Source organism: Streptomyces sp. NPDC048411 (assembly GCF_040704695.1).
Classification (GTDB): Bacteria; Actinomycetota; Actinomycetes; order Streptomycetales; family Streptomycetaceae; genus Streptomyces.
Genome location: NZ_JBEZKL010000068.1, coordinates 1 through 13,660, shown reverse-complemented (window position 1 = coordinate 13,660; position 13,660 = coordinate 1). Strand labels below are relative to the sequence as shown.

At 70.1% G+C, this 13,660-nt stretch carries 12 protein-coding genes; 8 read left to right on the top strand and 4 right to left on the bottom strand.

What is annotated here, in order from left to right; translation table 11 throughout:
- Positions 1–214: 214 nt before the first annotated feature.
- On the bottom strand, positions 215–1,381 hold the full coding sequence (locus tag AB0915_RS23075; RefSeq protein ID WP_366692876.1) for a winged helix DNA-binding domain-containing protein: 1,167 nt from the start codon (positions 1,379–1,381) through the stop codon (positions 215–217).
- A 130-nt stretch (positions 1,382–1,511) separates the two neighbouring features.
- Between AB0915_RS23075 and AB0915_RS23070 the strand changes: the two genes are divergently transcribed.
- A complete protein-coding gene (locus tag AB0915_RS23070; protein ID WP_366692875.1) occupies positions 1,512–2,390 on the top strand; it encodes a DMT family transporter in 879 nt (292 codons plus the stop codon).
- Positions 2,391–2,793: 403 nt separating this feature from the next.
- On the opposite strand, the gene AB0915_RS23065 is transcribed toward AB0915_RS23070, so the two are convergent.
- Positions 2,794–3,687, bottom strand: coding sequence for a DUF2510 domain-containing protein (locus tag AB0915_RS23065; protein WP_366692874.1), 894 nt, complete (start codon positions 3,685–3,687; stop codon positions 2,794–2,796).
- Positions 3,688–4,076: 389 nt separating this feature from the next.
- On the opposite strand from AB0915_RS23065, the gene AB0915_RS23060 reads away from it, so the two are divergent.
- Positions 4,077–4,919, top strand: coding sequence for an alpha/beta hydrolase (locus tag AB0915_RS23060; RefSeq protein ID WP_366692873.1), 843 nt, complete (start codon positions 4,077–4,079; stop codon positions 4,917–4,919).
- A gap of 137 nt (positions 4,920–5,056) precedes the next feature.
- The gene (locus AB0915_RS23055; protein ID WP_366692872.1) at positions 5,057–5,425 is read left to right on the top strand and encodes a nuclear transport factor 2 family protein; all 369 of its coding nucleotides are present in this window, start codon (positions 5,057–5,059) and stop codon (positions 5,423–5,425) included.
- On the opposite strand, the gene AB0915_RS23050 is transcribed toward AB0915_RS23055, so the two are convergent.
- Complete coding sequence (locus tag AB0915_RS23050; protein ID WP_366692871.1) at positions 5,391–6,617, bottom strand: FAD-dependent monooxygenase; 1,227 nt, start codon at positions 6,615–6,617, stop codon at positions 5,391–5,393. The two genes, AB0915_RS23055 and AB0915_RS23050, sit on opposite strands and share 35 nt — an antisense overlap.
- A gap of 113 nt (positions 6,618–6,730) precedes the next feature.
- Between AB0915_RS23050 and AB0915_RS23045 the strand changes: the two genes are divergently transcribed.
- Both AB0915_RS23045 and AB0915_RS23040 read left to right on the top strand, forming a co-directional pair.
- On the top strand, positions 6,731–7,450 hold the full coding sequence (locus tag AB0915_RS23045) for a TetR/AcrR family transcriptional regulator C-terminal domain-containing protein (RefSeq protein ID WP_366692870.1): 720 nt from the start codon (positions 6,731–6,733) through the stop codon (positions 7,448–7,450).
- A 303-nt stretch (positions 7,451–7,753) separates the two neighbouring features.
- Positions 7,754–10,159 (top strand): lamin tail domain-containing protein, encoded by a 2,406-nt coding sequence (locus AB0915_RS23040; protein ID WP_366692869.1) that lies wholly within the window; start codon positions 7,754–7,756, stop codon positions 10,157–10,159.
- 466 nt (positions 10,160–10,625) lie between these two features.
- Here the strand turns inward: AB0915_RS23040 and AB0915_RS23035 are convergent, their stop codons facing one another.
- A complete protein-coding gene (locus AB0915_RS23035; RefSeq protein WP_366692868.1) occupies positions 10,626–11,009 on the bottom strand; it encodes a hypothetical protein in 384 nt (127 codons plus the stop codon).
- A 265-nt stretch (positions 11,010–11,274) separates the two neighbouring features.
- Here AB0915_RS23035 and AB0915_RS23030 point away from each other — a divergent pair, with 265 nt between their 5' ends.
- From AB0915_RS23030 to AB0915_RS23020, 3 genes are all read left to right on the top strand, one after another.
- On the top strand, positions 11,275–11,946 hold the full coding sequence (locus AB0915_RS23030) for a TetR/AcrR family transcriptional regulator (protein ID WP_366692867.1): 672 nt from the start codon (positions 11,275–11,277) through the stop codon (positions 11,944–11,946).
- A gap of 238 nt (positions 11,947–12,184) precedes the next feature.
- The gene (locus AB0915_RS23025) at positions 12,185–12,886 is read left to right on the top strand and encodes a helix-turn-helix domain-containing protein (RefSeq protein WP_366692866.1); all 702 of its coding nucleotides are present in this window, start codon (positions 12,185–12,187) and stop codon (positions 12,884–12,886) included.
- Positions 12,887–12,952: 66 nt separating this feature from the next.
- Positions 12,953–13,426 carry a hypothetical protein gene (locus AB0915_RS23020; RefSeq protein ID WP_366692865.1) on the top strand — a complete coding sequence of 158 codons (474 nt, stop codon included), beginning with the start codon at positions 12,953–12,955 and terminating at the stop codon, positions 13,424–13,426.
- Positions 13,427–13,660 lie beyond the last annotated feature (234 nt).

Sequence of the window (13,660 nt, the reverse complement as noted above, 5' to 3'; positions counted from 1 at the left end):
CGGCCTCCCCGCGACAGGGAGTGGATCAGCGAGCGGCGTCGTGAGGCTTCGACGGCAGGGCGGAGGACGGAGTCGACGCGGAGTGCCGGTGACCGACGACAACGCCGGAGGGGGCCCCTCCCTGCTCGAGCGAAGCCGAGAGCTTGGGGGAGGAGTCGCAGGGCGTCGGGAGCCCACTCCCTGTCGCGGGGGAGGCCGCAAGCCCCGATCCCGGTCAGTCCCCGAAGTCGACGAAGGGGGCGAACCGGATGTCGTGCGCGGCCGGGTCCGCGGGTCCCATCGTGGCGAGCATCCGCAGTCCCTCCTCGGTGACGGCTTCGCGCTCCGCGGGGCTCAGCCTCCCCAGCGCCTGCACGGTGACGGTCCCGTCGCCGCCGGTCTTCTGTCCGGGCGCGCCGAACCGCCAGATCGCCGCGAGGAAGCCGTCGACGAGCACGGCTCCGTACGCCTGATTGCCGTTCCCATTGCGTCCTTTGAACCGTGGCGGGATGACGCGCGTACGGTCCGCGTGGCCGAGCAGGACGTTGTCGAACTCGGGCAGGAAGCGTGGCGGTGCGGGGGTGTCCGGGTCGGGACGCGGGGCGTCCGGCAGGTCAAAGAGTTCCACGCCGTGCTCGTCGCGGAAGGTGATCAGCCGCGGCCGCAGCCGCTCGAAGACCTCCCGCAGCCGGGTCAGTCCGGCCCACATCTGCATGTCCTTCACGGAAGCGGGGCCGAAGGCGCCGAGGTAGCGCAGCACGGTTGCGTCGGGCGTGGGTGTCGGCTCCGCCGGCCGGCCGAGCCAGTGCTCGACGGTGGTCAGCGCGACCTGTCCGCTCTGTCCCCAGAGCCCGCGCGGGGTGACCTGGACCAGGGGCAGGGTGCAGCGGACCGCCACGGTCAGGGCCTGCGGGTCGGCGTCCGGCCACTGCGCGCGCAGTGCCTCGCGGAGTTCCCTCAGGGTGCGCGGGCGCTCCTCGACGAGCTCTCTGCCGATCGCCGCGAGCCGGTCCAGGTCCACCCCGCCGAGCCCCTGCCGGAATATCTTCAGCTCCCGGCTGCGGGCCGGCTGGACCAGCGGACGCAGAGTCAGCGCGTCGTCGGCGGTGTGGGTGTGGATGGTGGAGCGAAGGGTGACCATGCGGACCAGCTCGCGGGATGCCATCAGCGCGGAGAGCTCGCCCGGGTCGAAGCCTTCGAGCCGGGCGAAGAGCTGGTAGTACGGCGGCTTGGTGTTCTGTGCCTGGAGCCCGACGAGATGCCCGACGGCTTCCTTCGCGGACATCGGGGTCCGGCGCAGCAGCAGTTGGCGCTCCAGGGTGGCCCGGCCCAGTGCGCGGGGCGTGAGCCGCGGGGGCTGGGCGGATGCGGCTCGTGCGGCGGGCTTCGTCTTCGCGGTCATGAACGGCACGGTACGCGGATATGCGGACAACTCCCGTCCGCAATCGCATCGTCTCGTTCCTTCCCGCAGTCGCCGCACCGCAGCGCGGCAGGAGCCCGGATTGCGCGCGGGGCGCCCGCATCATGGTCGGGTGATCAGCGTCCTGTTCGCCATCCTGACCGCACTCAGCAACGGCGCCGCGTCCGTACTGCAACGCCGTGCCGCCCTCGCTTTACCCGACACGAAGGCAATGCACCTGTCGCTGATCGGCCATCTGATGCGCCAGAAGGTGTGGCTGGCCGGAATCGGGCTGGTGATCGTCGCCGCCGTCTGCCAGGCCGTAGCGCTGGCCACCGGGCCGATCGCGGTGGTCCAGCCGATCTTCGTCATCGAACTCCCGGCGGCGCTGCTGCTGGCCGGGTTCGTGATTCGGGTCCGGGTACCGGGCGGAGTCTGGTACGGCGTGGCTGCCGTGACCGTCGGGCTGGCCCTCGGCATGACCTCCGCCGCTCCGGGCGGCGGCAGCACGTCGGTGCGGGGCGCGGTCTGGGTCCCGGCGCTGATCCTGACGGGGATCTTCGAGGCCGCGCTGATCACCGCCGCGATGAAGACCCGCGGGAACCCCCGGGCGGCGCTGCTCGGGCTCGCCGCCGCGTGTGGTTACTCGCTCACCGCCGCCCTGATGAAGGACGCCATGGGGCGTCTCGGTGACGAGGGGGTGACCGCGCTCATGACGTCCTGGCAGCTGTACGCCACCGCCGCCGCCGGGGTGGGCGCGCTGTTCCTCCTTCAGAACGCGCTCCAGGCGGGCACTCTGGTCGCCGTCCAGCCGATGCTGACCCTGGGCGACGCGCTGATCAGCGTCCTGTACGGGGTGACGCTGTTCGGCGAGGAACTGCGCACGGGCTGGTGGCTGCTGCCGGAGCTGGTCGCGATCGCTCTCATCGCGCTGGGCTGTATCGAACTGTCCCGTTCGCCGCTGGCGTCCGGGAGCGCCGTACCACCGCGGCGCAGCACCCGCGTGACGTGACGGCCCGTACCGGGCCCCGGGGTCGGGTGTCCGGGTTCCCGTGCGCCGGCGAGGTCGGCATGGGGGTGGCCGGCGAACAGCACGACGGCGATCGGGCCGAAGAGGTGGCAGACGGTGCACGCGTTGGCGGTGCGACCCTGCTCCGTACTCACCTGTTCGGCGGAGAGCCCGCTGAGTCCGGCACGACGGGGAGAGTGCGAGTTCCGGATGGTCCCGGACGACGCCCGTCCGGCCTCGCCCGCCCATGGGTGTATATGCGGTCGATCAGCCCATGAAGGTGACATGAACAGCGGGGTGCCATGACGGCAACCCGCCTACGTTCGCCGGCCCCTGCGACGCTCGACCGAGGCGCGGAACCGGCCCGGGGGTAGGAATCCCGCGGGCCGGTTTTTGCCGAGTCTCTTCAGGCGGTCTGCCCGGATCCCGAGCCGGTCAAGGCCGCCGCCTTGATCCCCTTGGTGATCTCGTCCATCACCGAGAGCGCGGGCGCCTTGGGGCCGGCGTCGAAGCCGGACCGTACGACCACCAGCATGTCCGCGGAGTGCGGGGAGGCAAAGGCCAGCGACTGGACGTAGCCGTCGTCGCCCTCCTTCGTGACCACCTTCCAGCGCACCAGATAGCCCTTGCGGCCCGCGACGGTGACCGCCTCGGACTTGAGCTGCTCGTGCGAGGTGATGGCGCCGTAGGCCTTGCCGCCGTACGACGACGTGGCATTGACGGAGATGTCCGCCTTCGCCGCCGCCTCCGGCGTCTTCGCCGTGATCTTCAGCGCCTGGGCCGGGGCGACGAACGCCCCTCCGCGCTCGCACTTCTGCGAGGCGTCGGCCGGGCATGTGTACGACCCTGTGCTCACCGAGGCACCGATCAGGGCCGACTGGCCGGTCCATCCGTCGGGCACCGGCAGGCTGATACCAGTGCTGGCGTCCGTGGCATACCCCTTCTCGGACGGTGGTTGCCGCTGGTCGGGCGCTGGACTCCGGCCACCGGGACCGCCGGGACCGCCCTGGCCGTTCTGTCCCCCGGGGGGACTGGGCGCCGGCGACTCGACACCGCGGGAGGTGTTCTCGGAACGGTGGGATCCATCAGTCAGCAGGACGGCGCCGCCCGCGATCGCGGCCAGCACCACCACACCAGCGGTGACGCCGACGCCGATCCGGATCCGACGGCGTCGGACGGCCGCGGGCGGCATCCGGAGCTGATCCGTCCACTGACTCCCGTCCCACCAGCGTTCCTGGACAGGGCCTGTTCCTGTATACCCGGGGTCCGTATGCCAGCCGGGAGGGCTCATCTCGGTCACGACGCCACCGTAGAGGCGCTCCGTGAAAATCGCATGAAACGGTGCGAGCAACCCGCTCAGGGCCGTCGGCAGTGCGCGGATCGCCGAATGGGGGCGTAATGGGCTAGGACGTCTCTTTTCGGAACAGGCTGCGATCAACGGCCTCCTCGCGACAGGGAGTGGATCAGCGAGCGACGTCATGCGACTTCGATGGCAAGGCGGAGGACGGAGTCGACGCGGAGCGTCGGTGACTGACGACAACGCCGCAAGTCGCAGGGCGTCGGGAGCCCACTCCCTGTCGCGGTGGAGGCCGCAAGAGTACGGGCAGGACCCGGCGAGCCGGGCACGCTCCGAAGAGAGGCCCCAGGAGCCCGGACCACGACGGGACCGGGCCGTGCGATGGGAGAGCCATGCCGTACATCACCGTTGGCGAGGAGAACTCCGCCGGCATCCATCTGTACTACGAGGATCACGGAATGGGGCAGCCCGTCGTCCTGATCCACGGGTACCCACTGAGCGGCGCATCCTGGGAGAAGCAGCTCCCGGTCCTGCTGGGCGCCGGGTACCGGGTGATCACGTACGACCGGCGCGGCTTCGGCCGCTCCTCGCAGCCCACCACGGGGTACGACTACGACACGCTCGCCACGGATCTCAACGCCGTCATGGAGAAGCTCGACCTGCAGAACACCATCCTGGTCGGGTTCTCCATGGGCACCGGCGAGGTCGTCCGTTACCTGGGCAATTACGGATCCGCGCGGGTCGACCGGGCGGCACTGGTCGCCCCGATCCCGCCGTTCCTCCTGAAGACCGGGGACAACCCCGAGGGGGTCGACCAGAGCGTCTTCGACGGCATCATGAGTGCCATCGCCTCGGACCGTCCCGCGTATCTGACGACCTTCCTCCATGACTTCAACAACGTCGACAAGCTCGGTGGCACCCGGATCAGTGACCAGGCGCTGCAACTCCAGTGGACGGTGGCCGCCGGTGCGTCGGCCCACGCCACGCTGGCCTGCGTGCCGGCCTGGCTGACGGACTTCCGCGACGACCTGCCCAGGATCGACGTGGAGACGCTGATCGTCCAGGGCGACGAGGACCGCATCCTGCCCATCGACTCCTGCGGGCGGCGGCTGCCCGGCCTGATCAAGAACAGCCGTCTCGTCGAGATCCCGGGCGGCCCGCACAACATCGGCTGGACCCACGCCGAGGAACTCAACGCGATTCTCATGGGGTTCCTGAACCGGACAGCCTCCTGAGCGCCGCGCGCCGCCGGGGCGTCCGGCCATGACCCGGGAGGTAATCGACGCTTCTTCCGCCGTCGGACATCGTGTTCCTCACGAGCCGCACAGGAGCCCGGCCGCAGGTCCGGGACCGTGACCGAGAGGGCAGCCCGATGACCGCATACGAGGACGCCGTTCAGCGCTACTTGACCGCCTGGAACGCGGCCACCCCCGAGGATCTGGTGAAGGCCGTCGCCGCCGCCTTCACCGAGGGCGCCACCTACACCGACCCGCTGGCCTGCGTGCGGGGCCACGACGAGCTGGTGGCCGTGATCAGCGGTGCCCATCAGCAGTTCCCCGGCTTCGAGTTCAAGCTGACCGGCGCCCCCGAAGGACACCACGACATCGTCCGCTTCAGCTGGGACCTGGTCTCCGCCTCCGACGGCTCGGCGCCCGTCGCCGGGTCCGACGTCGTCACCCTCGACGAGGACGGGCGCATCACCTCGGTCAGCGGCTTCCTGGACCGGGTCCCCGGAGCGTGACCGGTGCGGATTTCCGGTGCGCCCGGTAGTCGGGCAGTTCGATATTCGTGACCTTCCTCCCCTCTTCCAGCATCCAGTTGAGGACGAACGTGCGGCTGAGCATCCAGTTGCGCAGGCGCAGCGCGAACACGGAACCGGGGGCGAGGAAGGGGCCGGTCCGGTCACCGCTCTTCTGGCAGCCCTGCGCGTAGGCACGCAGCAGGCTCTCGTAGCGGGCGAAGGCGACGGCGTGGTCGCCGCGCCGGGCGGCCAGCTCCCCCGCCAGCACGTACGCGGCGACGATCGCGGTCCCGGTGCCCATGCCGCCGATGGTGGCCCCGCAGGCGGCGTCACCGAGGAGGGCTACGCGACCCCGGGACCAGGTGTCCACGTCGGCGCGGCTGATGGAGTCGAAGTACAGGTCGTCGGCGTCGTCCAGGGTGGCGAGCAGCCGGGGCACGTCCCAGCCGATTCCGGCGAACGCCTCGGTGATGAGGGCCTTCTGCGCCTGCTGGTCGTGCCGGTCGTGGTCCAGGCGGTCAGCGGCGAAGACGAAGAAGGCGCGGGCGGTGTCCCGGTTGCGGTTGTCGGTGCCGACGGAGGCGAGGCGGCCCGGGGTGTTGCAGCCGATGGAGCCCTCACCGAAGCCGAAGCCGGCGTAGTTGGGCAGGCTCCAGGTGGCTGCGTAGTGGCCGAGATGGCGCACGTACGCGTCCTCGGGGCCGAAGGCGAGGCGCCTGACGTTGGAGTGCAGCCCGTCGGCACCGATGACGAGGTCGAAGGTGCGGGTCGCGCCGCCGCGGAAGGTGACGCGCACTCCGTCCTCGTCCTCGTACAGCGCGGCGATCGACTCCCCGAAGAGGTACCGGGCGCGGGGCAGGCTGTGCTCGTACAGGACGCGGGCGAGGTCGCCGCGCAGGACCTCGATGTCTCCGCCCGCGAAGTCCGCGGGCAATTCGAGCCGGAGCCTGCCGGTCTCGTCGACGAAGCGCATGGGGCTGCCGCCGGTCCGCAGCCGCCGGAGCTCGTCCAGGATGCCCATGCGCTCCAGGACGGTCAGATGGGTCCCGCCGCGGAAGTCGACGGCCTGTCCGCCCTCACGGAGGGCCGGGGCGATCTCGACGACCGTGACGTCGAAACCGTACTCACCGAGCCAATGGGCGAGTGCGGGGCCCGCGATGCTCGCGCCGGAGATCAGAACCTTCTGGGACATGGCAGGTGCTCCTGTGTCGGGGGGGTCGTCGATCCACATGAATTGCGTCCCACAGACGCTATTTCTTGTTGTGTACGATAGACACAGTTTCTGTTCCCGGCAAGGAGGTAGCGGTGACGGACGACCCGACAGACCTGATGCGCCTGCTCTGGGGACCCGGACCACAGCCCCGGCGCGGCCCCAAACCGGCACTCACCCTCGACGGCATCGCCCGCACCGGCACCGAGATCGCGGACGCGGAAGGCCTCGGAGCCGTGTCCATGCAGCGGGTCGCGGAGCAGCTCGGCAAGACGAAGATGTCGCTCTACCGATACCTGCCCGGCAAGGCGGAACTGATCGCCGTCATGGTGGAAACGGCGCTGGATGACGCACCGGAGGGCGGGGAGGGTGACTGGCGGACGCGCCTGACGGCCTGGTCGCACAGCATGGTCGGGGCACTCCGCCGTCACCCCTGGCTCCTGGAGGCGACGGTCGGCCCGCGTCTGATGGGCCCGAGGGAACTCGGCTGGATGGAGCGGGCCCTCTCCGCACTGGACGGCACCGGGCTCACCGGGGCGGAGCGCATGGACGCGGTGGTACTGCTCACCAGCCATGTTCGGGGCATCACGCTCCACAGCCGCGCGGCCGCCCCCTCCAGCGCACCGGAGGCCCAGCTCCTGGCTGCGCTCGGCACGGTGCTGCGGGACCACGGCGCGGACTACCCTCACCTGGCCGCGGCGACGGCCTCCTCGGTCCGCTCCGGGACCCAGGGACAGGACCAGGCCCTGGAATTCGGCCTTGACCGCATCCTGGACGGCCTGGAGGTCCTGATCGCCGAGCGCGCCCGGAGCTGATCCACGCGAGGGCCCGCAGCGACACGGCTGCCGCAGGGCCGTGACGGGCGGATGTCGTCCATACGGTCTTCGACCACCGCGACCTCGAGCCCTGCACCGGCCGGCACGTCGCGTTCCGTACCGTCCTCAGCCGCATCAGGACCAGTGACTTCAAGGTCAGCGAACCCGCGGTCCGGCCGTCATCCGAGTGCGAGCCCGGGGATCTTCGGAGCGTTTTCTGGAATTAACCTCTGATGCCTTGTCACAGCCGGGTCTACGCGCATAGCTTGTGGCCCCTCATCACACTTTGAGGGGCAATTCATCGTGCACATATCCCGACCCCGTTCCATCCTGCTGGCCGGCGCGGTCGCCGTGACCCTCTCAGCGACCGCGCTCCCCGCCGCCTTCGCGGCCCCGTCCTCGACCGCCGTGATCTCCGAGGTCTACGGCGGCGGGGGCAACTCCGGTGCGACGCTCACCCGCGACTTCATCGAACTGGCCAATGCCGGTTCGGCGGCCTACGACCTCTCGGGCTTCAGCGTCCAGTACCTGCCCGGCACACCGTCCGCAGGTTCGCTCTGGCAGGTCTCCGCGCTGACCGGGTCCGTCGCCCCCGGCGGCCGCTACCTGGTCGCCCAGGCCGCGGGCACCGGCGGCACCGTCGCCCTGCCCACCCCGGACGCGACCGGCACCGTGGCAATGTCCGCGACCAGCGGCACCGTCGCCCTCGTCTCCGGAACCACCCCGCTGACCTGCAAGACCGCAGCCGACTGCGCCGCCGACACCCGCATCGTGGACCTCGTCGGCTACGGCTCCGCGGTCGTACGGGAGGGCAGTGGCCCGGCTGCGGGCGCCTCCGCCACCGCCTCCGTGGCGCGCGGTACGTCGCTCGCCGACACCGACAACAACGCCGCCGACCTGACCGCGGGCGCCCCGACACCGGTCAACGCGGCCGGCGAGACGTCCGGCGGAGCGGGACCCGGCGACCCCGGGAACCCGACCGAGCCCGGCACCGTGCGGGTGCACGACATCCAGGGCACCACCCGCGTCTCGCCGCTGAACGGCCAGTCGGTGACGGGGGTCCCCGGCGTTGTCACCGGCGTGCGGACCACCGGTTCGCGCGGCTTCTGGATCCAGGACACCACGCCGGACGCGGACGCCCGTACCAGCGAGGGCGTCTTCGTCTTCACCGGCTCCACCGCACCCACCGTCGCGGTCGGCGATTCCGTGCTGGTCAGCGGCAAGGTGGACGAGTACTACCCGTCGGCCACCACGCAGTCGATCACCGAGATCACCGCTCCCAGGGTCACGGTCCTGTCCTCGGGCAACGCGCTGCCCGCGCCGGTCGTGCTCGATGCGACGTCCGTGCCCGACGCCTACGTCCCGTCGGCAGGCGGCGGTTCGGTCGACAAGCTGACCCTCGACCCGGCGACGTACGCCCTCGACCTGTACGAGTCGCTCGAAGGCACCCGCGTACAGGTCGCCGACACCCGGGTCACGGGTGCGACGACCGCGTACAACGAGGTCTGGGTGACGGTCAAGCCGAACGAGAACCCGACGGGGCGCGGCGGCACGCTCTACTCCTCGTACACCGACCAGAACACGGGTCGCATCAAGGTGATGTCGCTGGACACCACCCGCCCCTTCCCCGTCGCGAACGTGGGCGATGAGCTGTCCGGCACCACCACTGGTGTCATGGACTACGCGTCCTTCGGCGGCTACAACCTCCAGGCGACCGAGCTGGGCACGCTCACCGATCATCACCTGCGGCGCGAGGTCACCCGGAAGCAGAGGGACAAGGAGCTCGCGGTCGCCACGTACAACGTGGAGAACCTGGACGCGCTCGACGAGCAGGCCAAGTTCGACACGCTCGCCGCGGGCGTCGCGGTCAACCTCTCCTCCCCCGACATCGTGTCGCTGGAGGAGATCCAGGACGACAACGGTGCGGTGAACGACGGCACGGTCGGCTCCGAGGCGACGCTCAAGCGGTTCACCGACGCGATCGTCGCGGCGGGCGGTCCGCAGTACGCGTGGCGCTACATCGCCCCCGTGGACGGCAAGGACGGCGGCGAGCCCGGCGGCAACATCCGTAACGTCTTCCTCTACAACCCCGAGCGCGTCGACTTCGTGGACCGCGCGGGCGGCGGTGCGACCACCGCCGTGACCGCCGTCAAGACAAAGAAGGGCGTCGCTCTCTCGGCATCGCCGGGCCGCATCACCCCGACCAACGACGCGTGGGTGGACAGCCGCAAGCCCCTGGTCGGCGAGTTCCGCTTCCACGGCAAGACGGTGTTCGTCATCGGCAACCACTTCGCCTCCAAGGGCGGCGACCAGCCCCTGCACGGTCGCTACCAGGAGCCGAAGCGCAGCTCGGAGACGAAGCGCGTCAAGCAGGCGGCGGAGGTCAACACCTTCGTCAAGTCGCTGCTGGCGGCGGACAAGTCGGCGCAGGTCATCACCCTCGGGGACCTCAACGACTTCGCGTTCTCGCCGACGATGGACGCGCTGACCGACGGCAAGGTACTCAAGCCGCTGATCACCACGCTGCCTACGAGCGAGCAGTACAGCTATGTGTACGAGGGCAACTCGCAGACGCTGGACCACATCCTGACCAGCCCTGGCGTGATCCGCTTCGACTACGACGTGGTGCACATCAACGCGGAGTTCGCCGACCAGGCGAGCGACCACGACCCGCAGATCGTGCGCGTGGACGTGAACGCACAGCACTGATCCGGTGCAGCCGGAGGGGGGCCGCCCGGCCGACGGGCGGCCCCCTCTGTTCGACCGGTCGTATCGCTGGGGACGAGTGCGGCGTTGTGGCTGCCGAAGCCGAGCGAGGTCTTGACGGCGGCCTCGAAAGCGCCGTTGCCGGCCTCCTCACGCCGCCGCGCTGTCGCCTCCAGCAGGTCCCGTCCCAGTGCACGACACCCCAGCCGCAGATGGCCGCGGGTGGGGCGCGTCCCAGCACGGTGACCTCTTGCCCGGCATCGCGCAACTTGGCCAAGATCGCGAAATGCAATCCCGCAGGCCCCGCACCGACGCACACGATCCTCACGGCTAGCGCACCCATCACGACTACGGAACGGATGAGACGCCTGCCGCTCCAGACGTGTCCGGATGCCCGAGTAGCTCGGGCATCCGGATGCGGCACTCACAAACTGCCGCGTGTTGATCGCGAACCTACCGCGCTGGAGCCTCAGCGACCACGGCCACCACCGCCATGGTCACCACCACCGTGGCCACCGCCGAAGCCATGGTCACCACCGAAGCCATGGTCGAAACCGAAGCCATGGTCACCGCCGAAGCCATGGTCGAAACCGAAGCCATGGTCGAAACGGAAGCCATGGTCGAAACCGAAGCCATGGTCGAAGTCGTGACAGCTGAATCCCCAGTCCCAGCCGTCACCGAACTCGCAACCGTGCCAACCCGAGCCGCCGTACTGAGACGGGACGGAGGCGACGGCGGACGACGGGGGAGAAGCGGCCGCGCTGACAGCGCCGGCTCCGGCCGCGATAGCGAGGATGGGCGCCGCGCATACCGCGGCGGCTATTCGCCGCATCCTGGTCGTATTCGCGCGCATGATATGTCCCCCCTTCTGGGGGGTCGAGAAAGAGATCTCGGGCTTCCACTGGGGACGCCCATCCGCACCAGATCCCTCGCGCGGGTCTGGTGCGCGGTGATCCACCCATCGGAATGTGCTGGCAGCGATTCTCCGACGGGCTTCAGGATCTTACTATTGAGTACAAGAGGGATCATACGATACGAAACGCCTCGTATCGCCAAGATAGGGTCCTTCGCAGGGCAAAGTCAAAGGGCGCACCAGTGGCTCACAAAGGAGGCACACGGTGGTTACTCCCAGGCAGCAGAACGGCCGTCAGGACCCTTTGGCTCCTGAGTACGCCGCCCAGCGCAACCGCATCGTGCCTCGCTACGGGCGGAGGCGTCGGCAGTCTCACGAAGCCGTGCTCCGAGCCACGAAAGCCTTGCTCGGCGAGGTCGGATATCAGCGACTTTCCTTCGAAGGCGTCGCACGGCGAGCCGGCGTCAGCAAGGCGACGATCTATCGGTGGTGGCCGAACAAGGCCGCGCTGGTGATCGAGGCCCTCAGCGGGGACGTCCCACTTCCTCCCATCCATGAGACCGGCGACCTGGAAGCCGACCTGCGAACCGCCGTCCGGCTGACCATCGAGCTCGTCTCCGCCATGCCCACGTGCCTGATCCTCCCGGCGCTGCTCGCCGATGTGATCGAGGATCCCACCGGTACCGGAGCCTTCGCCGAGCTCATCGAACCCCGTCGCGCGTCGGTCGTGGAAATGCTGGAGCGAGCCCGACTCGAAGGCCGGTTGCAGCCCGACACCGATACCTCACTGATGGTCGACATCTACTCCGGAACCGTCGTCTACCTGGCCGCGGTAAGCCGCGAACCGCCGGGCGAGGCGGTGGTGGACCAGATCGTCAGCCTCCTCCTGCACGGCCACCTCCCAGCCCAGACCCCTCCGACGACAACGACGGGCTGAGCACGCGAGTGCGGCGGCGAATCGCCCGCCCCGTCTCCGAGCGGTGCGGCTGCCGTCCGAACGCCGCCAGATCCACGACACCGACGACAGCGCCGCAGGCGTGCGTGCCAGCCCCCGCCGCCCGGCCCTTCCGGTGGACGACGGTGCGGCGCGGACGCCCCCAGGGCGCGTTTCGAAAGTCCCGCCTGCCCTACGGGCGGACGACGCTACTTTCGAAACACGCCCTAGGATTGCCCTGGTGAGCGACAAGCCGGTTCCCGACAAGACCTCCTCCCGCACCACCGGGTCCCAGACCCTGGCCCGCGGCCTGACCGCGCTCGGGCTGGTCGCCGGGACGCCGCACGGACTCGCGGTGCAGGACGTGGCGGACCGCTTGGGCGTGCATCGCACCATTGCGTACCGCATCCTGACCACCCTGGCGGAGTTCCAGCTGGTGTTCCGGGGCGCGGACGGCCGCTACCGGGCGGGGTCCGGCGCGGCCGCGCTGGCGCGTGGCTATGCGGCCGGGGTCCGGGAGGCGTCGCTGCCGGTGCTGCGACGGACCGCAGACGAACTGAGGGCCACGGTCGCGCTGATCGCTGCGGAGGGCGACGACGCGGTGGCGGTGGCGGTGGCGGAGCCGCAGTCGGTGGACTACCACCTCTCCTACCGGGTCGGCAGCCGCAACCCGATCGGAGTCGGCGCGGCCGGTCTGGCGCTGGCCTCGTTCCGGCCGCCGTCGCCGGACGATTCGGCCGAGCTCGCCGAGGTGCGCGAGCGCGGGTACGCCATGACGTTCGGGCGGGTGGAGCCGGGCGCCTTCGGGGTGGCCGTGCCGCTGCGATCGGCCGATCCGGCGATGCAATTGTGCGTCAACCTGATCACCACCCGGGAAGAGGTGGCGCGCGCCTCGGTCATGGGAATGCTGGCCGCCGCCGAGGAGCTCTCCCGTAGCGTCTGACCTGCCGCAGTGGGAGCAGGCCGCCGTCTTCAACGAGTTGATGCTCGGCTTCCTCGGGGAGCACAAGTGATCAACGCCGCGGCACCGGACGGCTCGCGGCGCGCGGAGGCCGCCCGGCTGCTCTTCGACTCCTGCCGCAGCGGAGCGCCCGTCGCCCCGCTCACCGCGCTGGAAGCGGGTCTGACGATGCGTACGACCTCCAGCTTCGCCAAGTCCGCGCCCCGACCGAGGCCAGGCACCGGATCGCGGGCCACCAGGGGGATCACCGTCCGCCCGATGCAGCGTCAGCTCGGTGTCGACGAGCCCGACTACGGACATCTGCTGGACAGCCGCTTCCGCGCCGAGCACACCCCCCGGGCGCTGGACGACGCCGGCGCCGAGGTACGGGAGGTCAGTCACGGCGACGGCCTGGGCAGCTCCTCGTTCAACTACGGCTTCTCCAGCGCCGACGAGATGAAGCTGATCGCCGCGGCGGCCGACGAGGCGGTACGGGCGAGGATCGCGGTCCTGCGGGGTATGTCGGCGGCCAGGAAGACGTGATCATCGACGTCGCGCTGCAGCTCGTCGCGGAGCGGGAGCGCGGTACGGTACACATCTGACGCCCAGTCATGCCGTCCGGCGACCGGTCGCGCCGCCGGGCTGCCAGGGCGTGTTTCGAAAGTAGCGTCGTCCGCCCATAGGGCGGGCCAGGCGGGACTTTCGAAAAACCCCCCAGCTGGCTCCCTGGCCCACAAGGCCCGGGTGTCCGGGAGTTCGACACATAGCAAGAGCACA

Excerpts from the sequence above, each read along its gene's own strand:
- AB0915_RS23050 (WP_366692871.1), bottom strand. The coding sequence starts at position 6,617 with ATGTCCCAGAAGGTTCTGATCTCCGGCGCGAGCATCGCGGGCCCCGCA.
- AB0915_RS23035 (WP_366692868.1), bottom strand. The coding sequence starts at position 11,009 with ATGCGCGCGAATACGACCAGGATGCGGCGAATAGCCGCCGCGGTATGC.
- AB0915_RS23060 (WP_366692873.1), top strand. The coding sequence starts at position 4,077 with ATGCCGTACATCACCGTTGGCGAGGAGAACTCCGCCGGCATCCATCTG.
- AB0915_RS23055 (WP_366692872.1), top strand. The coding sequence starts at position 5,057 with ATGACCGCATACGAGGACGCCGTTCAGCGCTACTTGACCGCCTGGAAC.
- AB0915_RS23075 (WP_366692876.1), bottom strand. The coding sequence starts at position 1,381 with ATGACCGCGAAGACGAAGCCCGCCGCACGAGCCGCATCCGCCCAGCCC.